The sequence below is a fragment of the Carboxydothermus hydrogenoformans Z-2901 genome (assembly GCF_000012865.1).
Classification (GTDB): Bacteria; Bacillota; Z-2901; order Carboxydothermales; family Carboxydothermaceae; genus Carboxydothermus; species Carboxydothermus hydrogenoformans.
In genome coordinates this window covers 748,629-771,497 of sequence record NC_007503.1, presented here as the reverse complement: position 1 = coordinate 771,497, position 22,869 = coordinate 748,629, and the positions used below count along the sequence as shown (strand labels likewise).

The following is a 22,869-nucleotide window of genomic DNA, read 5'->3' as shown; positions in this document are numbered from 1 at the left end:
AAATACCCCGGCAGCTCTGCCGGGGTAGTGGAGGTATAAAGTTGGAGGTTGAAAGTTACGCTTGTTTTTCCTCTTTCGCTTCTTCTAAAGCGATTTCGTCCTGAATTTCTTTGGCACCTTTACGAAACTCTTTTACCGTCTGGCCAAAAGCTTTGCCGAGTTCCGGAAGCTTAGAGGGACCAAAAATAATCAAAGCTATTACTAAAACTATCAAAAGTTCTTGCCAGCCAAAATTACCAAACATATTTTTTAGCCTCCTTCAAATAAATTCTCCGTTTTAAAGCCTTCGGTAATGTAACAATTAAGGCATAATTCTTCATTATTTACCGGAGTAAAGATTTTTCCACATTTCGCGCAGGTTTTGGTTAAAACTTTGGCTAAAACCTGCTCTGTCTTTAAATATACATCATTTACGGTAATTTTACCATCATATTTTAAAATTTTTTGCGGACAACTTTCCACACAAAGACTACAGTTTAGACAAAGATGAGCCTTAAAGGTTAACTCTCCCTCTTTTAAACGAAGAGCCCCGGTAGGGCAAAGCCGCTCGCAAACCCCGCAGCCATTACATTCTCCAATGACTTTAAGACTTTCTCCGATTTCCAACTCCCCGTTAATCTTCCCCTGGAGGAGTTCTACCGCCTTTAAAAAATAGCGGTATTTTAACGGCACGCGTTTGGCAAAGATATCATTGGGGTCTTCATCTTCTTTTAAAAGAAAAGTTGCGGCAGTTACTTTTATTTTTCCGGTCAAAAAGCTAAAAAATTCCCGTCGGGAGAAATCCTTTGGGGGACGGCCCTTTTGGTGTAAAGTAATTCCCGAAAGACCGCCAAGCTTGGTCTCGGTTTCCTTGAGGTGAGTTAAAAAAAGCTCCTTCCCCTTTTGATACTGACAGGTGCTGCAGTTTTCCAGGTAAAAATTAAGCTTCTTTCCTGCCGCTGCTAAAATTGCTATTTCCCCGGCATCTAAAAATCCGTAACAGGGAAGGTTTACTTTCCCGGTATTGGCTGAATTCAAGGTACAACCAACATGTCCCTCGTCCCGCACCTCTGCAATTTCTTTTAACGGAGTAACCCCACCAAAACTTATGGCTCCCGTTGGACATACTGCTTTACAAAAGCCGCAGTTTGTACATTCCTCTTTTTTTATGGCAATTTTTTCACCGTCTTTAAATATCGCATTTGCAGGACAAACCGTTACACATTTGCCGCATTTAAAAGGCAAATACCGGTGTTCCAAACAAAAGGAAGGCGAGAGTTCTGCCTTCCCGGAATTTAAAAATTCAAAAAAGTCACTCATACTCCTCCGCCCATTTCAAAGTACTTAAGCAAAAACTGGAATAAGTTATCGATTTCCCCGAAACCAAATACCGGACAGTCTACCTCTAAATTTAAATCACTAACCACCGCCACCAGAAGTCCTGGTGGAGAAAAAGGCTCCTGGTAAATTTCACTTCTAATTACCTCTATCCGGGGAAAAGGCCGGTTTTTAAAGCCTTCCACCAGGATAAGGTCCATATCCCGGTAAAATTCAAAAACTTCTTCGAGTAGCACTTCCCTTTCCACCATAAAGGCTGCTTTTCCAGGTCCAAGAATTCCAACCTTCACTCCGCCCGCCTGCCGGTAACGATAAGTATCTTTTCCCGGTTGGTCCACTTCAAAGCCGTGAACATCGTGTTTTACAACCCCTACTTTAAACCCATGCCGGGTAAAGAGCTGCACTAATTTTTCTGCTACGGTGGTCTTGCCAGAATTAGAATAGCCCACTATCTGGAGTATCAAAGGCACTTAAGCTTCCTCCTTCAATTAAAACAATATTAACGGGATCATTGGTTTTTAAGGGCGGACAATTTTTGGGGATTTCCACCAAAGCGTTGGAGTTTAAAACCCCTTTTAACGAGCCCGGGGAAAGCCAGGGTAAGATTTTTACCCTAAACTCCCCTTCTTTTAAATAACAATAGCCCCGGGCAAAACGCCGTTGCCCCCGGGTTTTATCAAAGGGGTGGTCCAAAAATGCTTTTACCCGGGCATGGTAAATATTTTGCCGACCGGTTAATTTTCTGATCACGGGGTAAGCAATTAGCTCGAAAGAAGTCATAGCTGCCTGGGGATTTCCTGATAAACCAATAACTATTTTCCCATTAGCTACTGCCCCAATCACCGGTGTACCGGGTTTAAAATCGGTTTTCCAGAATAAAATTTCGGCACCGATACTTTCTAAAGCCTTAATTATCAAGTCATATTCCCCCACCGACGCTCCCCCGGTGGTCAGCACTAAATCGGCCACTTCCAGTCCTCGTTTTATTTCTTGGGCAATTAAATTTAAATCATCGTTCACAATTCGGCCTAAAACAGGCTCTCCTCCGGACCTTGCCACCAATGCCCCGATACTGTATAAATTGGTATTGCGAATTTTCCCCGGACCGGGAATTTGTTCAATATCCACCAGTTCACTGCCCGTACAAATAATATAAACTTTAGGTATTTTATAAACCAACACTTTCTTTTTTCCGGCTAACGCTAATAGAGAAATGGCATTGGCATTAATTACCCGGTCTTTTTCAATGATGACGTCACCTGGTAAAAAGTCTTCCCCTTTTTTAACGATATTTGTCTCTGGCTTTACCGGAAAATCGATAATTACATAGCCGTCTTCTTCCACCACATCTTCAAATTTGACTACCGCATCGGCTCCTTCGGGAATCATGGCCCCGGTCATAAGTTTTACCGCTTCACCGGAGTTTACCGGCCTTGTAGCCGGCACTCCCGCGGGAAGGTAGTCAACAATTTTAAGCCGAACCTTTTGCCCTTTTTCCCGCGGGGAATCACTGCTTCTAAAAGCAAATCCATCCAAGGGCGAACGGGAAAAAGGAGGTACCATAATGTCGGCTAAAACGTCTTCTGCCAGCACCCGGTTCTGACTTTTTAAAATTTCGACAATCTCCGTTCCGGGTTTAGGAACATAAGCCAAAAGCATATTTAAAGCTTTTTCTAAAGCTACATTGGTCTCCATTGAACTACTCCTTTAAACTGAATATTTTTAACAGTTTTTCATAATCCGCCGGGGTATTAACGTTTAAAAGAAATTCTTCCCGCTGCAAATTCTCGGGAAGTTGTTCAAAATTAATTATCTTTACCTTCACCTGGGGGTAAAAATCTATTATTTTATTTTTCCGAAGAATTAAATGTTTTTCTACCACCGGATAAATACTTTTTCGGTAAATGCCTATTAACGGTTCAATTTTCCCCTTATAAGCTAAAACCGTTACATCATAATCTTCGGTATTTTCAGCCAAAAACCGGGGGATTTCAGCGGGTAACAGCGGTAAATCACAGGCGGTAATATATACTTTTTCATTAAACGCAACCCTTAAAGCCGTTTCAATTCCCGCCAGCGGTCCCTGGCCGGGAAAACGGTCGCGGTAAACCGGAAGGTTTAAAAAAGCATATTCATCGGTGTTCGCAACAAGCAAAAGCTCGGAAGCGATAGGTCTTAAATTGGTTACCAGATGCTCAATTATCTTCATTGTACCCAAAGGTAAAAGGGCTTTGTTTTGCCCCATGCGCGAACTTTTACCCCCGGCCAAAATGGCAACAGTTAAATTTTGCATTTAACCCTCCTTGAAATTATTATCTTTAACCGCATTTACCTCTTTTGTTATGCTTTCTTCAATTTCGGTAGTAGCCTTTTTAAACTCCCGAATACCGCGTCCCAAAGCCCGTCCAAGCTCCGGAAGTTTGGAAGGTCCAAAAATAATAAGGGCAATAATTAAAACAACCACCAATTCCTGAAACCCAAAATTACCGAACATAATATACTCTCCTTCCTAATGTTTAAATTTTCAACTTTTATTATACCTCATCGCCAAAGGGAATTTTAAGCCCCAGAAATTTAGCAAAATTTCCAGGCCTTATACCAGAAAAACCTGATATCCCCATCATTTGAAAGTTATTTTCTACCGCAATTTTTATTACTTCTCCGGGAGGAATACCTGCTTTAAGATAAAGCTCCATCTCTTCCCAGAGAGCTTCACCAAAAGCCAAAAACGACGTACCGCTATCGGTACCAAGTCCGAGCTTTACCCCCAGTTCAAAGGCTCTCTTTACTTTAAAAAGCTGCTCTTTATATACATAATAAGCATTTTCTCTTTCCGCAGGACTCAATTCTTCCCGGTACATCTGGTTTCGAATTGCTGCCACCGTTGGAACCCACCAGGTACCGGCATCCCGCATTTTTAAAAGAAGCTCATCAGTTATGTAATAGCCATGCTCCAAGGTATCGACCCCGGCTTCAATACTTATTTCTATTCCTTCGGGGCCATTGGCATGGGCAGCAACCATTAGCCCCAGCTTATGGGCTGTATCGACAATTTTTTTTAATTCTTCAAGACTAAATCCCGTAGCCCCTACTTTACCCTTTTCCTTTAAACTCACCAATCCGGTAACAAATACTTTTACAAACTTCGCCCCTTCTTCGTAAAGACGCGAAATTTCATAAAGAGCCTCCCTGGTATCCTTTACGGCAATTCCGGCAATTCGGCCGTAATAACCTTCTTTGTAAAGACCATTTCCGCAAAATACACCTTTTACATACGAGCAGTGTTCTCTGGCGGTTTTCCAGAATTCACTCCTATCCCCGCATTCCCTAAAACCCATAATGCCGTGACCGGTTAGCTTTGCCATAATTTCCGGGAGTGTAAGCTCACTGTTATCCATTAAGTTCAAGTGGAGGTGAGCATCGGCTAACACCGGATATAAATAATACGGTACTTTTAAATCCGCCTCCCCCGTTTTTTCAATTGAAGAGATAATTCCGTTATTAACGGTAATTACCCCCTGCTTAATCTGTCCATCGGCAAAATAACCCCAGGGCAAAACTTTAAGCTTTTTACCGCTAAAATCAAAAACTTTTAAATACAACCCCCATCTCCCCTTTTTAAGAAAATAAATTTTTTATATAATTGATAATGACTTACTTAAAAAATGGAGGCGTTTATCATGTGTCTCCGGATAGCTTAAAAGATTTCCCCGGTAGGTCGAAAGTCATATCAAAGAAAACTTCAAGTTTTTACAGCAGGTGGAGGTATCTTAATGGAAGATAAACCGATGACGTTGTTTGAACACTTAGAAGCTTTACGGAAAGTAATTATTATTAGCGTTATTGCCATAGTTATTGGCTCAATAATTGCTTATAATTATGTCGATTATTTTCTAAATATCTTACTCCAGCCGGTTACCGCTCTTAAAATGAAGTTAGTTTTTATCAATGTCACCGAAGCATTTATGACAAAACTGAAAATTGCCATAATACTGGGAATTATACTTGCCTCCCCGATAATTTTGTGGCAAATCTGGAGTTTCGTCGCTCCCGGGTTGAAACCGGCGGAAAGAAAGTTTATCCTAAGGATGATTCCAGTAATAATTATTTTATTCGTCGCCGGTATCGTTTTTGCCTTCTTTACAGTCTTTCAAATTGCCACCCGATTTCTTTTACAATTTGGCGGCGATATTATGAGTCCGATGATAACCATCGGCAAGTATATCTCTTTTGCTTTAAATTTTTTGATACCTTTTGGTCTGGTTTTTGAGCTGCCGGTAGTTGTTTATATCCTGGCCAAGCTAAATATTATCTCCCATGAATTCTTGGTAAAAAACCGGAAATACGCCTTACTGGTGGTATTTATCCTGGCCGCCGCCCTGACTCCCGGCCCCGATGTCATAAGCCAGCTCTTAATGGCTGCTCCTCTTTTAATCCTCTATGAAGTAAGCATATTTATCGCTAAATTTATAAAACCAAAAGAATTTTCCGGAGAACGCAAGTAAGAGGGCGAATTTTCGCCCTCTTTTTTATTGAGTTTTTAACTGCCAGGTTTCACCGTTTAAATTAATATATACCTCCATCGGAGCGGCTTTAATTAAGGTGTTACTTACCCGGCAGTATTTGGTCTGGGATAAAAATACCGCCCTCTCAATTTTATCTTTAGGTAAGTTTTCTCCTTTAAAGCAGTAGGTCATTTTTACATGTTTTAAAATCTTGGGATGATCTTCTGCCCAGGTTGGTTCAATTTCCAGCCAAAACTCATAACCCGCAATTTGCATTTTGTTTAAAATTGCCACTACATCCATGCCGGTACAACCGCCCAGGGACATCATCATGACTTCTGCCGGACGGGCTGCGGTATCTTCGCCCCCCGCTGCATCGGTATCCATGAATACCTCATGGTTGGATGGGCCAATTCCCCGAAATTTCATTTTTCCTTCCCAGGTAACCTTAATCATCGTTCCACCCCCTGTTTTTTCTTTTATTTTATGTTTTTTTAACGGATTTGTCGAGTAAGGAATATTTTTGCCCAAAAACAACTATAAATTTCCTAAGAAAAGGTGGGATTAAGGTGGCAAAGGTTAAAAGAATCTTTGTTATTCTGTTCGTTTTTTTCTTCCTTTGCTTTTTTCTTAATATCCTTTCCTCTTACCAGAACTATAATCAATACCTTGAACTTCAAAAAATCACCGACATTTCCTGGGAAAAGCTTGACAAGACAACTCTGCAAAATCTCGCCAATGGCGTATTTCCCGTAGCAGGTAACCAGTATTTTATTTCCGCCAACTGGCATGCTCCCCGGGAAGGAGGAAGGATTCATCTCGGCATAGATATTTTTGCTCCCGAAGGAACGGAAGTTCGGGCGGTAATGTCCGGAAAAGTAGTAAAGAGCGGCTGGCTTTCTCTGGGAGGAAACCGGGTATTAATTAAAGACCAAAACGGCCTCTACCATTACTATGCCCATTTAAAAGGAATCCGCCCGGAAATTAAACCCGGGCGGAAAGTTAAAAGAGGTGAGGTTATCGGTTATGTTGGACATACCGGCAATGCCGATTTTACACCGGACCATCTCCATTACGGCCTTTATGCTCCGGGAATGCGAGCGGTAAACCCCTATAATCTGTTGAAATACTGGGAAAAAAATACCGTTACTTTAACCACAAAACCCTGAGGCCATTTAAACTAACCAGCAAAGCAACCCCTATATCGGCTCCGATTGCCAGCCAGAGGTTTAACCAGCCAGGAAGAATCGCCATCAGGGCCAACAATTTTAGCCCGATAGCTAAAATTATATTTTGTTTAACAATAGCCCGGCTTTGGCGCGCAAGTTTTATTAAAAAGGGAATATTGTTTAATTTCCCCGACAAAAGAACTATTTTCGCTGTAGTGGTGGCAAGTCCGCTCCCCTCTCCCATTGCAATACCCGCATCGGCCGCAGCCAAGGCCGGAGCATCGTTAATCCCATCTCCCACCATTATAACTTTTCGTCCGCTTTCCTGCAGCTCTTTTATGACGGTAAGCTTTTCCTGGGGTAAAACTTCACCGTACCATTTTCCTATTTCTAACTCCTCGGAAACCCGCAGGGCTACCTTTTTACTATCACCAGAAAGCAGCACCGGGGTAAGCCCAAGGGCTTTTATATTTCGAATCGCCTCACCGGCATCATCCCGGATAACATCCGCCACAGCTAAAAGGGCAACGGGAATATTTTCTTTTGCCACCAAAATGGCCGTTTGCCCCTTTTCTTCAATTTCCTGAAGAGTTTTTATGAAGCTTTCGGGAATTTCTTTAATTCCTTTTGGTGAACCGATAAAGTAATTGGAACCCTCAACCTGGCCGAGCACTCCCAGTCCCGGAATTTGCCGAAAGTTTAAAACCTCTATTTCTTTTTGATATTCGGCCGGCACCGCCTTTATAATTGCTTTAGCTAAAGGGTGGGTTGCCCTTTTTTCTAAAGAATATACCGCCGGCCAAAAATCAGGACTTACAGCAATTACCTCGGTAACTTCCATTTCACCCCGGGTTAAAGTCCCGGTTTTATCGAATACTATCGTATCACACAGGGCAAGTTGTTCCAAATTCCGACTACCCTTTACTACAATTCCCCGTCTCGCTGCCGCTCCAAGGCTTGAAATCACCGAAATCGGTACGGCAATTAAAAGGGCGCAGGGGCAGGATACCACCAAAAAGGTAAGAGCCCGGTAAATCCAGAGTCGAAATTCACCACCAAGGAGAAGCGGTGGAATGAAGGCAACTAAAAAGGCCAGAGCTAAAACCAGCGGTGTATAAACCGCGGCAAATCTATCTAACAACGTTTGCGCCGGAAGTTTTTCCTTTTGCGCTTCCTCGATTAATTCGGCCATCCTGGCTATAACCGTTTCACCGCTCGGCTTTTGGGTTTCAATTATACCAAAACCATCAAGATTTATACTTCCCGCATATACTTCCTCGCCGGGAAGTTTTAAAATTCCCCGGCTCTCCCCGGTAATAGCGGCCTGGCTAACCTCAATTCTTCCTTTTTTCAGGACACCGTCCACAGGTATTTTCTCACCGGGCTTTATAACTACCAAATCTCCCGGACGTATTTCCTCTACTTTACAGAGCTGTTCTTCACCATTTTTTAACACCAATGCTTCTTCGGGTACTGCTGCAAACAACTCTTTTAAAGCAGTACGGGCTTTTTCAAGATTATAGTTCTCGACAAACTCACTTATCCCAAATAATACCGCTGCTAAAGCTGCTTCTGTTAATTCTCCTAACGCCATCGCCCCAATTAGGCCGGTTAACATTAATAAATCGCTGGTTATTTTTCGTTGCCACAGGTTTTTTAAACCTTTTTCAATGGTTTCCCGGCCACCGGCCAGAATTGCCGCTAAATAAAATAATGAAGCTACTTTATCCTGGCCGATAAAGTTAATACCGGTACCAACAAGCAAAAACAATATTCCCATAAGTAAAAGGTAATTTTCTTTGAAAAAATTTTGAGCTTTTGGAACATCACTCCGGGATAAATAAGCTTTAAATTTTTCTTTTTCCGCTTCCTTGATAATAACTTCAGGGTCCACATCCCCTAAAACTTTCAGTTTCCCTGCCGCAAAATCAAGTTCAGCATCTATGACACCGGGAAGCTTTTTCACCCGTTCTTCCAGAACGGCTGCACAGCTCTGTCAGCTGCATCCGGTAAGGTAAAAAATACTATTTTTTGCCATAATTTCACCAACCTATTTATGGGTAATATGGTTTAAACCTTCCTGTAAAATTTTTAAAATATGTTCATCATCCAAACTGTAGTAAACCATTTTCCCTTCTCTTCGGTATTTCACCAAGCGCACATTCCGCAAAACCCGTAATTGATGGGAAATAGCCGACTGGCTCATGGAAAGGGCAGCGGCTAAATCACAAACACAACTTTCTTTTTCTTTTAAGGCCAGCAAAATCTTGAGCCTGGTTCCATCTCCCAGGGATTTGTACACCTCGGAAAGCTCGATAATTGTCTCTTCACCGGGTAAGTTTTGGCGAATTGTCTGGACCGTTTCTTCATCAAATAAAGTAACCTTACACACCGGAGCCTTTTCTTTCACTTTATCACCTCATATGTTCATTTGTTCATATATTATTATATATTTTTCCTATCTTTTTGCCAAGTAGCAGTGTTGTAACCGGCCAAAAAAAGATATAATTTTTAAAAAGAGGGGGAAGCAGCCTTGAATCTCTCGTTAAAACACCTTTTTATCTTACTTTTACTTTTTACCGTTAAACCCAAAAGAGAAAAGGATCTTCACAATTTAATCTACCTTTTGTATTTTTACGGTCGGCCGCTCGAACCGTTTTACCGGTTTAATTTTATTAAGCAAGGGAAGGGAGTTTTTAGCCCTTACGTCCAGCAGTTACTGGCCGAACTCCGCCAGTGGGAGCTGGTGGAAAAAGATTCGCTAAATTTAACTCCCAAAGGCCGGGAAACCTACATGGAATTTTCGTCCCTAATCTGGTATGAACCAACTTTAAAAAAGTTTTACGAAGTATCAATCCGTTACGCCGAAAACCCCGATTTAATCGCCCGGGACATTCGTTTAAACTTACCGGTGCAAAAAACCCCTCCGGGTAAGAAAATTAATATCTAATGGAAATAAATAAGACTGGCCTACTTCGGCCAGCCTTGTAAATTCAGTAAAAATCCCCGCTTATTTGTCCTGATTTTGCGTCATTTTTTTCAGAAAAGGCTCTACTAACTCTATGGGGAAGGGGAATAAAACGGTGGAATTTTTCTCGGCGGAAATTTCCACCAGAGTCTGTAAAAAGCGCAGTTGTAAAGCAGTTGGTACCTGACCGATCAAGCTTGCAGCAGCGGTAAGTTTTTCGGCAGCCTGAAACTCCCCTTCGGCAGAGATAATTTTAGCCCGTCGCTCCCGTTCCGCCTCCGCCTGTTTGGCCATGGCCCGCTTCATCCCTTCGGGCAGTTCTACCGCTTTTAACTCCACAGAAGTAACCTTAATCCCCCAGGGATCCGTAGCTTCATCGATGATTTTCTGAAGCTCGTGGTTTATCGCTTCCCGTTTGGTTAAAACGTCATCCAGTTCCGCCTGACCCAGCACCGACCTTAAAGTTGTTTGAGAAAACTGGGAGGTGGCATAAATATAATTTTCTACTTCCACCACCGCTTTTACCGGGTCCATAACCCGAAAATACACCACCGCATCTACTTTTATCGGTACGTTATCCCGGGTGATTACTTCCTGCGGTGGTACATCCATAGCCACCGTCCGCAGGTCAACTTTCCAGACCTTATCAATAATGGGTATTACAATGATAAGTCCCGGCCCTTTAGCACCGATAACTCTACCCAGGCGAAAGATTACCGCCCGTTCGTACTCGCGAATAACTTTAACGGCCGAGAAAAGAAAAAACAGGATTAAAACCAGAAGCGGGCCCATTGCCCCTAAAAGGGCACCAATAATCTCCATTTACATCCCTCCAGAAAAGTTATTTTAACTTTCGTTAACCTCATCCACCACCAGGGTCAACCCGTTAACCCCTATCACCTTTACCGGTGTACCCCGTGGTATGGTTTTACCTTCCACCGCTTTTGCTTTCCAGATTTCCCCCCTTACCATTACAAATCCTTCCGGTTGAAGATCCGCGGTAACTTTACCAGTAAGGCCGATCATCCCCTCCATTCCTGTTAAACTTTTACTTTTCTGCGCCCGAACCGCAAGTTTAATTAACAGGTATACTCCTAAAGCTAAAAGCAAAACCAGCGGGAGAATATTAACCCAGCTAATGGTTAACCCCGGTAAATCGGTGCCAAAAAGAAACAGCGAACCAAGAGTAATGCTAATCACCCCTCCCACTCCCAGTGCTCCAAAAGTCGGCAAATAAAGTTCGGCAATGATTAAAGCCAAACCAAAAAGAAGCAATAAAAGGCCCGTTAGAGTAGTCGGCAAAACGGAAAGGCTATAAAAAGCCATGAGTAAAGCAAGAACCCCCGTTATCCCGCCAACCATCCCTCCGGGATGGGCAAACTCGTAAATTAGACCGTAAATTCCAACCAAAATAAGAAAATAGGCAAGCTCAGGATTGGCCAAAGCATGTAAAAATTTTTCCCACAAGCTTAAATCAAGATATTTTATCCTTTGCCCCTTTAAATTTAAGACTAATTCGCTGCCGGAAACTTTTACCCGGAGCCCATGGGCTTTTTCTAAAAATTCTTCCGGGTTTTTAGCAATAAAATTTATTATTCCCTTTTTATAAGCTTCCTCCGCATCCACCGAAACACTTTTTCTAACCGCTTCTTCCGCCCAAACAGGGTTTCTTCCATTCCTTTTTGCCAGGGAAGTAATATAAGAAACCGCATCGTTTTCCACCTTGGCCCGCAAATCCTGATCCAGGGACTGTCCCCCGAGATTTACCGGATGAGCAGACCCGATAGTGGTTTGCGGAGCCATTGCCGCTACCTGAGCACTGTATAAAATAAATGTTCCGGCAGAAGCCGCCCTGGCTCCGGAAGGACCAACCCAGACTCCCACCGGTACTTTTGCAGCTAAAATCGCAGAAGTTATCTCCCGCATAGAAGTATCAAGACCACCGGGAGTATTAAGTTCAATTAAGACAAAGCTTGCTTCTTCCCGCTCTGCTTTTTGGATTATTTCCTTAAGGTGCCCCGCTATTACCGGGTCAATGACACCCTCAACCCTGGTAGCCAGAACACCGGCATAAACGGGAGTCGTCAACCAGAGAAAAACCATAAGCCAAAAGATAATTTTTCCCCTGAATTTCCCCACCAAAATCCTCCCCTTTTGGCTTATTATACCACAATGAATTTATCCTGCCACCACAAATAAAAAATGCCCCAAAATTTTGGGGCATGACTTCAGGCCTTTGCTGTTTGCATCGCCGTTTCATCTTTAAAAACTCCGTATTTATTAATCATTTTTCCGTACCAGGCAGCTCCCTGAACCTGTAAAATAAACGCCAGGGTAACAATAAAGGCAGCTTTTGGCCCAAAGGCCGTTGCCGCAATTCCTAAAGAAAGGGATAAATTTCTTAAGACGGTGCTAAAAACCAAAGCCAAACCATCCGGTCGGTTCAAAAATGCCTTAGCGGCAATGGTTCCAAGGAAAAAGTTAATACCGTAAAACACCGCCAAAATTAATAAACCATAACCCAAAAGCTTCGGATTTTGCACCAGCATCTTTGCTTTCATGCTGATACTGGTAAACACGATTAAAAGCATCGCCCACGTCGAAAAAGCCGGTAAAAACGGTTTTATCTCTTTATTAAACTGCTCCGTTGTATATTTTTTTAAAAGCCATTTATATGTAAAATGTCCAAGAATCAGGGGAATAAAGACTACCGTAACAATAAGCTTAAAAGTAGCAACCACATCCACCGGCACGTACTTGCCAACCATCAGTAATAAATACCAGGGCGCCAAAAGGGAGCCAATAATAAGACTTAATGTAGTATTTTTTACCGCTGCCGGCACATTCCCTTTGTAAAGCATTGTCCAGGAAATGGTCATCCCGGAAGTAGGCAAAAGAGAACTAATGGCAAGGCCGGCAAAAAGTTCCGGTTCGCCTTTTAAAAGTAAAGTTCCAAGACCCCAGGCAATCAAAGGAATGGCAATAAAGTTTAAAAGAAAAGCAAGACCCACCACATTCTTATGGGACAAATCAAAAGCTTCTTTAATTTTCATCCCAATCATGGTTGGATAAAGCATTAAAAAAGTAAATACCAGAATGTAGTTTTTAAGGAAGCTCGTATCCACAAAATAACCCACGATGATTCCCAGAATCATCACCAGCGGTATTACTGTAACTAAATTTTGGGAAGGAAAAAGAAAAATTTTTTTAAACATCTTATACCCCCTTTTCTCTATATTTAATAATAGCGTAATCTTTACTTATTTATATTAAAACGCCATGGTTTTCGCTGTCAATACTATTTTCGAAGTTATTGGGAAATTTAAAGGGGCTAACCTCTTCCCTTTAAGGTTAGCCCCCATCTTTCACGGTTTAATCCGCATTCCATTGTTAAAGTGATTCATGCTGCCAACTAAATCAATTAAACTAATTGCCTCAATTATCTCTTTATCGGATATCCCCAATTTCTTTGCCTGCATCGTATAATTTCTAATGCAAAATTCACAGTTATTTAAGGTAGAAATAACCAAGGCGATAAGAACTTTGGTCTTGGGATCAAGCGAGTTTTCTTCCCAGAGTACTTTATGCTTTTGCACAAACAATTTTAAATAAGCCGGATTATTGGCCATGACTTTAATCGGTAACGGAACCTCGCCAAAATTTTGCTTAAAATTTTCATAAATGGGTTTTAATTCTTCCGGTAAATTTTCTTCTGCAATAGGCATTACCCTGTCTTCCATTAAAATACCCCCTTTTATGATCATGATATGGTTATTATTATTTTTACCCCGTTGTCCAGAAAAGTAAAACCCTGCCTGAAAAAAGCAGGGCTCAACTCTTAATTGCTTTTTTCCCTGATCAACCTCTCCACTTCTTTAATTTTCGCCTGCAGCTCAGAAATTTCCTGTTCGTACTGTTTTACTTTGCCCCCCGATACATGAAAACCGCTCTGCCCTAAAACAAAAAACTTTTCTTCCTCTACCTCTTCAAGGGTTTCTTTAAGCTTTTTTAGCTCTTCCTGGAGCTCCTGTAAACTCATTTCGGCGTAATCCATAATGCCGCTCCCCTCCATTTTTCGCAATTTTTTGTTCTATTATACTATTCTATAATTTCGCTGTCAATGTTTGCATTTTCCTGCCGGTCCAATTCAAGATTAACAAGTCGGTCCGCAGCTTTATTGTTCTCCCGGTAGACATGGGACAAAGTTACTTTTAGAGCAGGATTTGCTGCCAATTTTTTTACTTCAGCGTATATTTCCTTTAACTTTTCATCTCTTACTTTATACTGCCCGTTAAACTGCTTAACCATAAGTTCACTGTCAGCAAAAATCTCGGCTTCAACCTTACCATGCTTTTGAGCAAGAAAGGTCAAAGCCAAAAAAGCCCCTTTCAGGGCTTCCCACTCCGCCACGTTGTTTGTTGTTATACCTAAATATTTGCTTTTTTCATACAGGACTTCCCCGTTTTCGTCATAAATAACCATCGCAGAAGCGGCAGGCCCCGGGTTTCCCCGGGAACCCCCATCGATATGAACTTTATACTTCATCTTAATCCCCCAGGAGTTCATTTACTTTATAAACCACATATTGAATATAAGGTGCGCAGTTTTTTATATCATAAGGAGCAGAACTGGCATCGTTACAATCATGCCGAGTTAAGGTGTGGCAGTTAACAGCACCAAATTTTTCCTCAAAGCCCTTGTAAAGCTTCTGGGCCAGTTCCCGAATTTCCGGCTTTTTTAAGCCCTTTTGCGCACCTTTTAAGCCAAGCATCATTAAACCTCCGGAAATAGCTCCGCACATATGACCAAGGCTCCCTATACCTCCGCCAAAGGGCATGGCTAAAGCTGTATAGGTTTTCGCAGCCAAACCCATTTCCTCCGAAAAAGCAGCAACTATCCCTTCAGCACAATTGTAACTATCTTCCACAAAATTGTAAACCGCTTTTTGTGCTACTTTTTCCACGTTATTTTGAAGTTTTTCCACAGCCATTGTCAGCGCCTCCTTGTGTATTTCGTCACTTTTACTTCGCTACATAAAGTATTATAGTAAATTATTGCAGCATGTGCAACCGTACATTTTTAAAATGCATAAAACTCTCTTCCATACAAAAATTAATACGGGAAGTGTCAGGGGGTAGAAGAAAAAGTTGAGAAAATAAATACAAAAAAAGAGCGCACAGAAGTGCGCCCTTATCTACATTATTCTTTTTTCTGAGATTATTTTACTGCCTGGGCAAAATTTTTCCCAAATTCAAAACAACGTTTTAAAGCTTCATCATCGGGGTTCCAGAGCTCTCTTATACCCTCCATTACAATTTCAAAACCCGCTTCCTTTAAAATCTCGGTAATGATTTTAACCCCTTCACCGCTCCAGCCGTAAGCGCCAAAAGCAGAAGCTTTTTTCCCTTTAAACTGCAAGCTCTTAATTAAATCCAGCTGTCCGGCTAAGTTATACAAAATATTTCGGTTAACCGTAGGTGAACCCGCCAATATTGCCTTGGAGCGAAATACCTCCACCACAATATCGTTATTATCCGACCGGGCACAATTGTAAAGCTTCACCGTAACCTCCGGATCCGCCGCTTTAATTCCCCGGGCTATTTCTTCGGCCATCCGTCGGGTGCCATCCCACATGGTATCGTAAATAATGGTGATCTGGTTTTCCTTATAGTCTTTAGCCCACTCCAGGTATTTATTAACTATTTGCAGGGGGTTATCCCGCCAGATTATCCCGTGACTGGGAGCAATCATTTTCACCGGTAAATTTAAGGCCAGTACTTCTTCTATCTTCTTTACCACCCGGGCGCTAAAAGGCGCCAGGATGTTAGCGTAATATTTTAAGGCTTCCTCAAAAAGTTCGTGCTGGTCCACCAAATCGTTAAACAGACTTTCCGAGGCATAATGCTGACCAAAGGCATCATTGGAAAACAAAATCTCTTCCCCGGTCAAGTATGCCATCATGCTGTCGGGCCAGTGGAGCATCGGGGCTTCAATGAAGATAAGCTTTTTGCTGCCAAGATCCAGGGTATCTCCGGTTTTAACCACCTGGAAATTCCAGTCCTGGTGGTAGTGACCTTTTAACGACTTAACGGCATTAGCCGAACAAACAATGGGTTTATCGGGAATATGGCGCATTAATTCCGGTAAGGCTCCACTGTGGTCAATTTCCCCGTGAAGGGCTACGACATAGTCAATTTTATTTAAATCAATTTCCTCCGAAAGCTTTTTTACATACTCTTTGTCAAATTTGATCCAGGCAGTATCAATTAACGCCACCTTTTCATCCCTAATTAAGTACGAGTTGTAACTTGACCCCCGGTGGGTAGAAAGTTCTTCCCCGTGAAACCGTCTAAGCTCCCAGTCAATCTTGCCAACATATGTAACGGAATCGCTAATTTTAACTCCCATTCGGACACCTCCCTTTGTTTTATAATTTTAATATACCATAAATTTTAATCGAAAACACAAACAATAAATAAAAAAAGCCCCAAAAGAGGCTATAATTTTTATTCGTATACTTTCTCCTCTTCCCGGTCCGCTTCCTTGGCGTCTTTTTCAAGGTTTCTGCCAGCCATACTTTCTTCCTGCAGCTTTTTATAATACTCGTGTTGAATAATCAAGTTCATGATTTCCTTTCGGCAATTTTAAAGCTAACCCCTTGAAATTCCCGAATTTTCCTCTTTAAGAATTTTCAGCGGCTAATAAAGCCGCCCCCAGAGCTGCGGTAATCGTGGAATCTTCCGGAATTAATAACTTAACCCCAAGCTTTCGCTCCAAAGCCGCCACAACTCCAGTATTTTTGGCCACCCCTCCGGTAAAAACCACCGGTTCTACCACCCCCACTTTTTGCGCCAGTATAGCCGTTCGGGCCGCCACCGCCTCACAAATTCCCCGTGCTACCGCTTCCCGGCTCTGCCCCCGGGATAAATTGGATATCACTTCCGATTCGGCAAAAACGGTACAAACCGAAGATATCTTAGCTGCCTCCTGGCTCTTTTCGGCAAGTTCCCCTATCTCTTCCAGACGAACTTCAAGGGCCTGACTCATCACCTCCAAAAAACGTCCGGTGCCAGCAGCACATTTATCGTTCATGGCAAAGTCCAGTACCTTTCCGTTTTTTCCCAGAGAAATTACTTTGCTATCCTGGCCACCAATATCGATAATCGTTTTTGCCTCCGGGTATAAATGCCCAATCCCCCGGGCCTGACAGGTTATCTCCGAAAACTCCTTTCCGGAAAAGAGAACCCTGCCGTAACCGGTAGCAACTATTCCCTGAATATCGTCCCGGGAAATATTCGCTTTTATCAAAACCTCTTGAATTAACCGCTCGGCCGTTTCCTTTCCGGCAGGTCCGGTTTTACTGTAACGATAAGCAATAAGATTTTTTCCCCGGTCAATTAAGACAACCTTGGTCGTAAGCGAACCAATATCAACTCCAAGATACAAAATCTCCCTCCCCCTTTTTCTCTACAGGCTCTCCAGGAAAGCCTGGACCCGGTTTAAAACCGTTTCTTCGGAATAAAGCCGGCTGTCGGTCATATCGGCATCCACTATTAACCCCGGCACTCCTAGTGACCTCATGATTTGGCGCCGGATTTCCTCCTGCACAAAAGAATAAGCTTTGCACGAACGATTGGAGTGCATGACAAAGCCATCGGCAGAAAATTCCTCAATGAAAGATTGCAACTGATTTTTGCGAAATTCTAAATCCCGATTTAAAAAGACGCCGGCATAGGTCTCGGCTAATGCATAAAAGGGAGGACCCTTTTTTATGTTGACCGCCCAGCCACCGGTATAGGAATCGGTAACAAAAACCGCTCCCCTTTCGGCAAAATAACCGTAAAAACGGTACAGTCCGTACCAGATGGGAATGTTGTCCCAGACTAAACGGTATTTTTCTCCCTCTACCGCCGGAACCCCGGCTTTGTACCTTTCTTCCACTTCCCGGTAAACTTCCTCGTAAAAATCCCGGGCAACTTCGGTACCCCTTAAAACCACCATTGGCCCCAGATTAATAAATAAATCGGTAACGTTTACCGGCGAAGGTTTATTTTTGGCAAAATTTCTTATCCCCTTCCATAAATCCACCGTCTCATTGGCAAGGAGAATTACTTTTTCCAAACGGTTTAAATCCAACTTTTTCCGGAAAAATTTTTCCAGTTCAATCGCCAGTTTTTCTATCTGTTTGGCCACATACTGGATTTGCCAGGGTTGGGGTTCACCGGTGATAAAAGGGGTATCAATGATAAAAAGGGGAATATTAAATTCCCGGCTTAAAGTTTCGTACCACTTTAAAACCGTCCCGCAAATGTTGTTGCAAACCACCAGTAAATCCGGCCGGGGTAAGCCGTTAAATGGACTTTCTTTCGGATTCCAGATACTTCCGAGATTACTCTTGGCATAAGAACACAAATCGAGAGAATAACCCCTGTTTTCCGCTACCTGGCAAAGACTCGGCGAAACCTTGCGGGCACCGCAAATGGCACCGTAATTCTCCGGATAAACCGGCTCTATACCAAAGGCCCGCAGTAGTTCCACCGGAGCTCCGCTGGTAATCCAGGCGGTTTTATAACCAAAAAATTTTCCAAGCGTTGGCAAATACTTTGCTTTTAAATAATGATTTTTTAAAATTTTATTTATTTTCTCTGAAGCCTTAAGAGGCTTAAAGATTTTTTTAGCCATTACACTCCACCCACGCTTTCCCGGAAGGCCTGGAGGCGAGTTTTATTTTGCTCGCCGATTTCTCCGCCTTCCACCTCTAAAACTAAAACCGGAACTCCCTGTTTTTTAAAGTAGTCCACTAAATAGGGAACATCCCAGGCAAAGGGGTCACAAAATTTATTTTGTAAAAGTACAATGGCCCGGGCATTTTTGTTATGATAAAGATTTTTTAAATACTCCGCCCTCGCCCATACTCCCTTATGCCTGCAGGGACAGGGGGGCTTTGAAAGGTAGTAAGAAACTATTGCCTCCAAAATATCGTCTTTATCCTCTATCTCTCCAGCAAAATGACGAAAGCCGGTACAGGTATCATCATAAACTACTCTAAATCCCTGTTGTTCTAAAGCAAGGTAAAGTTTACTGTTAGTGACTACCGCTCCCGTTAAAATAATCCCTATAGCCTTTTGAGCCACAGATAAACTGGTAAATTCCGCTTTTTTGGCCTCGAGGTAATCCAAAGCCTCATCCAGCGGCAGGGTCTGAAGCTTTTTTAAAAGCTCAAAAATTTCGGAGGAAGGAATAATTGACGTCAAGTTTTCCAAAGATTTAACCTTATTTCTTAACTCCTTCAACTTTTCCCAGGTAAGCTTTAACTTTTCCTCACCATTAACCCCGCTTTTTTGGGAAAGTTCCCGCCAGAGATAAATTAAAGCTTCCCGGTAGTATTCCCGGGCAAAAGCGGTGGTTAAGTCAACCGGCGGAACGAAAAGAAAAACCCGGTCGTCTCCCAGTAAACTCTTAGTAATGCCGTATAAACTCTGCATCGTGTCGCAACTGTGGGCAAATCCCCAAAAGTCACCGTCTCCTTCTTCTTCAATTTCGGCAAGGCTTCCCCTGGCATAAGAACAGCAGTAAGCAGGAAGCCTTACCGGAGCTTTGCTTTCATCGGACGGGAAATAACGGACCGTAGAAATCCCCGCTCCTTCGGATATTTCCACCGGCCAGTAACTGCAAAAATAGTTTAATTTCATTGCCTGGCCTCACTCTCCATTTCCTTTAAAGCCCTCCGCAAAATTTTACCTATCGCGCTTTTTGGTAAATCATCTTTTATTTCAATGATTTTGGGCACTTTATAATGGGTTAAGTTTTCCCGGCAAAAGGCTTTTAGCTCCTCCGGCGAAGTCTTAGCCCCTTCTTTTAACACTACATAAGCTTTGACCACTTCCCCGTAATAATTGTCTGGAATCCCCACCACGCAGGCTTCTTTAACATCGGGATGGGAGTAAAGAACATCTTCCACTTCCCGGGGATAAACATTAAAACCTCCGGTAATGATTAAATCTTTTTTGCGGTCAACGATGTAAAAATAACCATCTTCGTCCATCCGTCCAATGTCTCCAGTATAAAGCCAGCCATCTTTAATCACTTCCCGGGTCGCAGCTTCCTGCTTGTAATAGCCCAGCATTAAATCGGGGCTTTTTAACCGTATTTCCCCTATTTCTCCCGGCGGCAATGGTTCTCCGGTAAACGCATCGACAATTTCCATCACCGTATCGGGGAAAGGTATCCCAATACTGCCGGTTTTATTTACGCCGCGGTAGGGATTGCAGCACTTAGCGGTTACCGCCTCGGTAAGACCATAACCTTCCAAAACCTGAGCTCCGGTCATTTTTTCAAACTGCTCCTTTACCTCCGGGGGCATGGCCGCCGCCCCAACAAAACAACCTCTAAAGGAGGAAAGATCGTATTTGGTTAGATCTTTATGGTTTAACATTGCCACAAACATTGTCGGAACTCCCGCAAACAATGTTGGCCGGTGTTTCGCTACTGCTTTAAAAAACTCTTCCACCGAAAACCGCGGAAGTAACACCACCGAAGAGCCGGTTAAAAGGGGAGCATTCATGCAAACGCTCATGCCAAAACCGTGAAAAATCGGTAAGACTGTTAACATCACATCTTCCGGCACTAAATCTCCCCAGACCTTGACATGATAGGCATTGACTATCAGGGCATACTCCGAGAGCATAACCCCTTTGGGTTTACCGGTAGTGCCGGAGGTGTAAATAATCACCGCCGGTTCCTTTTTAAGGTCCCGCTGTTTGGGGCTAAAGTTTTTGCTTCCGGTATTTTTTAAAAGGGGCATTAATGCAAAGACCTTTTCATTATCGATTTTTACGGGAGGGGCTTTTTCTTTAAGTTTTAAAAGAAAATTTAAAGGAAACGCTAAAAAATCGGCAATTGCTGTATAAATTATTTTTACGTTATCAAGGTTTTTTAACTTTTCCGCAAAAAGATTTAAGGCAAAAATAGCCTTGACTCCGGCATCTTCAATAATATAAGTTAGTTCTCTTGCCGACAGGAGTGGATTTAAGGGGACCGCAATCATCCTCGCCGCCATTAAGGCAAAATATGCAATTACGTACTGGGGCGAATTTGGTAGCATAATCCCCACCCGGTCCCCCGGTTCCAGGCCCAAAGGGGATAAATTTACTGCTAAATTTTCAATATATTCTGTTAATTCGCTGTATGATAATTTTTTATTAAAAAAGATTAAAGCAGTTTTATTTACCTTTTGAGCCGTTTTCCTTAAAAGCTCATAAAGTGGAGTTTCCGGATAGGTCAGACTTAAAGGAACATGAGGTGGATAATGTTTAACCCAGGGGTAAGCTTTTTCCACCATAAACTTACCTCCCATTAAAGGGTTTTTAAGTTAAATTTATCCCTGAATACTGCTCAATTCAATGAATAATTACTCAGTTGCATTATATGACGGTGATTGGTTGTTTTTTTATACTGAATGGTATTCCAAAAAGATTCAAAATTAAAGCTACTCCCAAATATTTGCCCGTTGACTACCACCTTATTTCCCGTTAAAATATTAATGCAATGTTGTTGCCGATGTAGCTCAGGGGCAGAGCAACGCACTCGTAATGCGTAGGTCGTGGGTTCGAATCCCACCATCGGCTCCAACCTTGAATATCAAGCCTTCCAGCCTCCGAAAGACCTAAAAAAATGCGTAGGTCTTGAAGGAGGTTATTTTTATGCCCAAAAGTAACGTCTTAAGATTGCCTCTCTCGTTAAAAATAACATGGCAGGATTTACTGGACGAGTTTATCCTCGTCAAAGAGGCAGAGGGCAGAAGTGCAAGGACAATCCACGATTACCGCTTCCACATTGAAAGGTTCTTCAACCGCTTCCCTCATGCTTTGGAGTCTTATACCTCCCTACGCCAAAGCGTATTAAAATACTTCACCGAAAAGGCTTCCCCCAGCACGAGAAATAAGAGATTAGCCCATCTCAAGGCTTTCTTTTCGTGGTGTGCAAAAGAAGGTTATATTCCTGCCAATCCAGCAGAAGGTATAAAAAGGGCCAAAGAGGATATTACTAATATCCGCCATGTCTCCCTTGAGGAAGTGAAAAAACTTCTCCAACAGCCGGACAAAAAGACCTATACGGGCCTTAGGGATTACTGTCTTATGCTCGTGCAGATTGACACAGGCGTAAGGCCCGGAGAGTTATTGCAAGTGAGGGGGTCAGACCTCTCCCTTGAGTCAAGGGAGATACGGATAAGGCCCGAAGTGGCAAAGACAAGGATAGGAAGGACGCTTATAATCACTCCCTTTACTGCCCAGCAGATTGCAAGGTTCTTGAGAATACGCCCAGAGCATTGGGGCGATGACGTGCCTTTGTTTGCTTCCGAGAATGGCATTACTTTGAATGAAAACGATTGGGCCAAAAGAGTAAGGCAATACTGCAAGAAAGCAGGGGTTAAAGTCACTCCCTACGGCTTACGCCATACCTTCGCCATTGAGTTTCTAAAAGCCGGTGGAGATCCGTTCAGCCTCCAGAGGATTTTGGGCCATACAGATTTGACTATGACACGTCGGTATGTCAGGCTTTCGCAGGATGACATAAAGGAAGTTCATGAAAAGGCTTCTCCAGTGCAGAAGTTACAGCAGATGGGCAAGAGAGCACCGAGAAAGCTCTCCGGGGGTGGAAAGTGATGAAAAATCTTTCTATCCCGAGGGAGCTTTACATCCCCGTTACTCTTGCCATCTATGAGGGGATTTCAAGGGCTATAGATGAAAACAATCCGAAAGCGAAGGATTTGGTAAAGTGGTATATCGGGGAAATAGGCGTTTCCGGCAAGTTTCTGGTGGAGAAGTTAGAGAAAAAGGGGATTAAAACGAATTTACCGGCTTGGGCAGAAGGGCTTTCTTAGCTTGCAACCGCCTTCATATTTGCCTTT

Annotated in this window: 27 protein-coding genes and 1 tRNA gene; 6 read left to right on the top strand and 22 right to left on the bottom strand. The window is 42.7% G+C overall.

Annotated elements, in window-relative coordinates:
* Positions 1-55: 55 nt before the first annotated feature.
* The 7 genes from CHY_RS03965 to CHY_RS12660 are packed head-to-tail and all read right to left on the bottom strand — an operon-like array spanning position 56 to position 4,919.
* Positions 56-244 (bottom strand): twin-arginine translocase TatA/TatE family subunit, encoded by a 189-nt coding sequence (locus tag CHY_RS03965; protein WP_011343797.1) that lies wholly within the window; start codon positions 242-244, stop codon positions 56-58.
* 5 nt (positions 245-249) lie between these two features.
* Positions 250-1,299: a 4Fe-4S binding protein gene (locus CHY_RS03960; RefSeq protein ID WP_011343796.1), complete on the bottom strand. Its 1,050-nt coding sequence runs from the start codon at positions 1,297-1,299 to the stop codon at positions 250-252.
* Positions 1,296-1,787 carry a molybdopterin-guanine dinucleotide biosynthesis protein B gene (gene mobB / locus CHY_RS03955; protein ID WP_011343795.1) on the bottom strand — a complete coding sequence of 164 codons (492 nt, stop codon included), beginning with the start codon at positions 1,785-1,787 and terminating at the stop codon, positions 1,296-1,298. Before mobB ends, CHY_RS03960 begins: the two co-directional genes overlap by 4 nt.
* On the bottom strand, positions 1,753-3,012 hold the full coding sequence (gene glp / locus CHY_RS03950) for a molybdopterin molybdotransferase MoeA (RefSeq protein WP_011343794.1): 1,260 nt from the start codon (positions 3,010-3,012) through the stop codon (positions 1,753-1,755). Before glp ends, mobB begins: the two co-directional genes overlap by 35 nt.
* Before the next feature lie 4 nt (positions 3,013-3,016).
* Positions 3,017-3,610 carry a molybdenum cofactor guanylyltransferase gene (gene mobA / locus CHY_RS03945; protein ID WP_011343793.1) on the bottom strand — a complete coding sequence of 198 codons (594 nt, stop codon included), beginning with the start codon at positions 3,608-3,610 and terminating at the stop codon, positions 3,017-3,019.
* The gene (locus tag CHY_RS03940) at positions 3,611-3,811 is read right to left on the bottom strand and encodes a twin-arginine translocase TatA/TatE family subunit (RefSeq protein WP_011343792.1); all 201 of its coding nucleotides are present in this window, start codon (positions 3,809-3,811) and stop codon (positions 3,611-3,613) included.
* Positions 3,812-3,851: 40 nt separating this feature from the next.
* The gene (locus CHY_RS12660) at positions 3,852-4,919 is read right to left on the bottom strand and encodes an amidohydrolase family protein (RefSeq protein WP_011343791.1); all 1,068 of its coding nucleotides are present in this window, start codon (positions 4,917-4,919) and stop codon (positions 3,852-3,854) included.
* 171 nt (positions 4,920-5,090) lie between these two features.
* On the opposite strand from CHY_RS12660, the gene tatC reads away from it, so the two are divergent.
* The gene (gene tatC / locus CHY_RS03930) at positions 5,091-5,822 is read left to right on the top strand and encodes a twin-arginine translocase subunit TatC (protein ID WP_011343790.1); all 732 of its coding nucleotides are present in this window, start codon (positions 5,091-5,093) and stop codon (positions 5,820-5,822) included.
* 24 nt (positions 5,823-5,846) lie between these two features.
* Here the strand turns inward: tatC and CHY_RS03925 are convergent, their stop codons facing one another.
* Positions 5,847-6,278, bottom strand: a complete 432-nt coding sequence (locus CHY_RS03925) for an OsmC family protein (protein ID WP_011343789.1) — start codon at positions 6,276-6,278, stop codon at positions 5,847-5,849.
* A 113-nt stretch (positions 6,279-6,391) separates the two neighbouring features.
* On the opposite strand from CHY_RS03925, the gene CHY_RS03920 reads away from it, so the two are divergent.
* Positions 6,392-6,991 carry a M23 family metallopeptidase gene (locus CHY_RS03920; RefSeq protein WP_011343788.1) on the top strand — a complete coding sequence of 200 codons (600 nt, stop codon included), beginning with the start codon at positions 6,392-6,394 and terminating at the stop codon, positions 6,989-6,991.
* Here the strand turns inward: CHY_RS03920 and CHY_RS03915 are convergent.
* Complete coding sequence (locus CHY_RS03915) at positions 6,969-9,029, bottom strand: heavy metal translocating P-type ATPase (RefSeq protein WP_011343787.1); 2,061 nt, start codon at positions 9,027-9,029, stop codon at positions 6,969-6,971. The genes CHY_RS03920 and CHY_RS03915 overlap by 23 nt on opposite strands.
* Positions 9,030-9,041: 12 nt before the next feature.
* The gene (locus CHY_RS03910; RefSeq protein WP_011343786.1) at positions 9,042-9,401 is read right to left on the bottom strand and encodes an ArsR/SmtB family transcription factor; all 360 of its coding nucleotides are present in this window, start codon (positions 9,399-9,401) and stop codon (positions 9,042-9,044) included.
* Positions 9,402-9,524: 123 nt separating this feature from the next.
* Between CHY_RS03910 and CHY_RS03905 the strand changes: the two genes are divergently transcribed.
* Positions 9,525-9,941, top strand: coding sequence for a hypothetical protein (locus tag CHY_RS03905; protein WP_011343785.1), 417 nt, complete (start codon positions 9,525-9,527; stop codon positions 9,939-9,941).
* 60 nt (positions 9,942-10,001) lie between these two features.
* Here CHY_RS03905 and CHY_RS03900 read toward each other — a convergent pair whose 3' ends face one another.
* From CHY_RS03900 to CHY_RS03845, 12 genes are all read right to left on the bottom strand, one after another.
* Positions 10,002-10,781 (bottom strand): slipin family protein, encoded by a 780-nt coding sequence (locus CHY_RS03900; protein ID WP_011343784.1) that lies wholly within the window; start codon positions 10,779-10,781, stop codon positions 10,002-10,004.
* Positions 10,782-10,805: 24 nt separating this feature from the next.
* Positions 10,806-12,098, bottom strand: a complete 1,293-nt coding sequence (locus tag CHY_RS03895) for an NfeD family protein (protein WP_011343783.1) — start codon at positions 12,096-12,098, stop codon at positions 10,806-10,808.
* Between the two features lie 89 nt (positions 12,099-12,187).
* Positions 12,188-13,174 (bottom strand): arsenic resistance protein, encoded by a 987-nt coding sequence (locus tag CHY_RS03890; RefSeq protein ID WP_011343782.1) that lies wholly within the window; start codon positions 13,172-13,174, stop codon positions 12,188-12,190.
* Between the two features lie 150 nt (positions 13,175-13,324).
* Entirely contained in the window at positions 13,325-13,699 is a 375-nt protein-coding gene (locus tag CHY_RS03885; RefSeq protein WP_011343781.1) for a carboxymuconolactone decarboxylase family protein, read from the bottom strand.
* 98 nt (positions 13,700-13,797) lie between these two features.
* Positions 13,798-14,013: a hypothetical protein gene (locus CHY_RS03880; protein WP_011343780.1), complete on the bottom strand. Its 216-nt coding sequence runs from the start codon at positions 14,011-14,013 to the stop codon at positions 13,798-13,800.
* 44 nt (positions 14,014-14,057) lie between these two features.
* Positions 14,058-14,504 (bottom strand): ribonuclease HI family protein, encoded by a 447-nt coding sequence (locus CHY_RS03875; RefSeq protein WP_011343779.1) that lies wholly within the window; start codon positions 14,502-14,504, stop codon positions 14,058-14,060.
* A gap of 1 nt (position 14,505) precedes the next feature.
* Positions 14,506-14,949 carry a C-GCAxxG-C-C family protein gene (locus CHY_RS12655; RefSeq protein ID WP_011343778.1) on the bottom strand — a complete coding sequence of 148 codons (444 nt, stop codon included), beginning with the start codon at positions 14,947-14,949 and terminating at the stop codon, positions 14,506-14,508.
* Between the two features lie 227 nt (positions 14,950-15,176).
* Positions 15,177-16,367: an anaerobic nitric oxide reductase flavorubredoxin gene (locus CHY_RS03865; RefSeq protein WP_011343777.1), complete on the bottom strand. Its 1,191-nt coding sequence runs from the start codon at positions 16,365-16,367 to the stop codon at positions 15,177-15,179.
* 273 nt (positions 16,368-16,640) lie between these two features.
* The gene (locus CHY_RS03860; RefSeq protein ID WP_011343775.1) at positions 16,641-17,405 is read right to left on the bottom strand and encodes an acyl-CoA dehydratase activase; all 765 of its coding nucleotides are present in this window, start codon (positions 17,403-17,405) and stop codon (positions 16,641-16,643) included.
* 21 nt (positions 17,406-17,426) lie between these two features.
* Positions 17,427-18,641, bottom strand: a complete 1,215-nt coding sequence (locus CHY_RS03855) for a 2-hydroxyacyl-CoA dehydratase subunit D (RefSeq protein ID WP_011343774.1) — start codon at positions 18,639-18,641, stop codon at positions 17,427-17,429.
* Positions 18,641-19,651: a 2-hydroxyacyl-CoA dehydratase subunit D gene (locus tag CHY_RS03850; protein WP_011343773.1), complete on the bottom strand. Its 1,011-nt coding sequence runs from the start codon at positions 19,649-19,651 to the stop codon at positions 18,641-18,643. The genes CHY_RS03855 and CHY_RS03850 overlap by 1 nt, the downstream gene beginning before the upstream one ends.
* Positions 19,648-21,300 (bottom strand): long-chain-fatty-acid--CoA ligase, encoded by a 1,653-nt coding sequence (locus CHY_RS03845; RefSeq protein ID WP_011343772.1) that lies wholly within the window; start codon positions 21,298-21,300, stop codon positions 19,648-19,650. Before CHY_RS03845 ends, CHY_RS03850 begins: the two co-directional genes overlap by 4 nt.
* Before the next feature lie 214 nt (positions 21,301-21,514).
* On the opposite strand from CHY_RS03845, the gene CHY_RS03840 reads away from it, so the two are divergent.
* The 3 genes from CHY_RS03840 to CHY_RS03830 all read left to right on the top strand — a co-directional run bounded on the left by CHY_RS03840 (position 21,515) and on the right by CHY_RS03830 (position 22,842).
* Positions 21,515-21,589 (top strand) — tRNA-Thr (locus CHY_RS03840).
* A gap of 72 nt (positions 21,590-21,661) precedes the next feature.
* Positions 21,662-22,624, top strand: a complete 963-nt coding sequence (locus tag CHY_RS03835) for a tyrosine-type recombinase/integrase (protein ID WP_011343771.1) — start codon at positions 21,662-21,664, stop codon at positions 22,622-22,624.
* Positions 22,621-22,842, top strand: a complete 222-nt coding sequence (locus CHY_RS03830) for a hypothetical protein (protein WP_162485055.1) — start codon at positions 22,621-22,623, stop codon at positions 22,840-22,842. Before CHY_RS03835 ends, CHY_RS03830 begins: the two co-directional genes overlap by 4 nt.
* Positions 22,843-22,869 lie beyond the last annotated feature (27 nt).

What these genes read in the sequence shown, in the direction of transcription:
- CHY_RS03965 (WP_011343797.1), bottom strand. Translation starts at nt 244, where the DNA reads ATGTTTGGTAATTTTGGCTGGCAAGAACTTTTGATAGTTTTAGTAATA.
- CHY_RS03960 (WP_011343796.1), bottom strand. Translation starts at nt 1,299, where the DNA reads ATGAGTGACTTTTTTGAATTTTTAAATTCCGGGAAGGCAGAACTCTCG.
- glp (WP_011343794.1), bottom strand. Translation starts at nt 3,012, where the DNA reads ATGGAGACCAATGTAGCTTTAGAAAAAGCTTTAAATATGCTTTTGGCT.
- mobA (WP_011343793.1), bottom strand. Translation starts at nt 3,610, where the DNA reads ATGCAAAATTTAACTGTTGCCATTTTGGCCGGGGGTAAAAGTTCGCGC.
- CHY_RS03940 (WP_011343792.1), bottom strand. Translation starts at nt 3,811, where the DNA reads ATGTTCGGTAATTTTGGGTTTCAGGAATTGGTGGTTGTTTTAATTATT.
- tatC (WP_011343790.1), top strand. Translation starts at nt 5,091, where the DNA reads ATGGAAGATAAACCGATGACGTTGTTTGAACACTTAGAAGCTTTACGG.
- CHY_RS03925 (WP_011343789.1), bottom strand. Translation starts at nt 6,278, where the DNA reads ATGATTAAGGTTACCTGGGAAGGAAAAATGAAATTTCGGGGAATTGGC.
- CHY_RS03900 (WP_011343784.1), bottom strand. Translation starts at nt 10,781, where the DNA reads ATGGAGATTATTGGTGCCCTTTTAGGGGCAATGGGCCCGCTTCTGGTT.
- CHY_RS03890 (WP_011343782.1), bottom strand. Translation starts at nt 13,174, where the DNA reads ATGTTTAAAAAAATTTTTCTTTTTCCTTCCCAAAATTTAGTTACAGTA.
- CHY_RS03885 (WP_011343781.1), bottom strand. Translation starts at nt 13,699, where the DNA reads ATGGAAGACAGGGTAATGCCTATTGCAGAAGAAAATTTACCGGAAGAA.
- CHY_RS03880 (WP_011343780.1), bottom strand. Translation starts at nt 14,013, where the DNA reads ATGGATTACGCCGAAATGAGTTTACAGGAGCTCCAGGAAGAGCTAAAA.
- CHY_RS03875 (WP_011343779.1), bottom strand. Translation starts at nt 14,504, where the DNA reads ATGAAGTATAAAGTTCATATCGATGGGGGTTCCCGGGGAAACCCGGGG.
- CHY_RS12655 (WP_011343778.1), bottom strand. Translation starts at nt 14,949, where the DNA reads ATGGCTGTGGAAAAACTTCAAAATAACGTGGAAAAAGTAGCACAAAAA.
- CHY_RS03865 (WP_011343777.1), bottom strand. Translation starts at nt 16,367, where the DNA reads ATGGGAGTTAAAATTAGCGATTCCGTTACATATGTTGGCAAGATTGAC.
- CHY_RS03855 (WP_011343774.1), bottom strand. Translation starts at nt 18,641, where the DNA reads ATGGCTAAAAAAATCTTTAAGCCTCTTAAGGCTTCAGAGAAAATAAAT.
- CHY_RS03850 (WP_011343773.1), bottom strand. Translation starts at nt 19,651, where the DNA reads ATGAAATTAAACTATTTTTGCAGTTACTGGCCGGTGGAAATATCCGAA.
- CHY_RS03845 (WP_011343772.1), bottom strand. Translation starts at nt 21,300, where the DNA reads ATGGTGGAAAAAGCTTACCCCTGGGTTAAACATTATCCACCTCATGTT.
- CHY_RS03835 (WP_011343771.1), top strand. Translation starts at nt 21,662, where the DNA reads ATGCCCAAAAGTAACGTCTTAAGATTGCCTCTCTCGTTAAAAATAACA.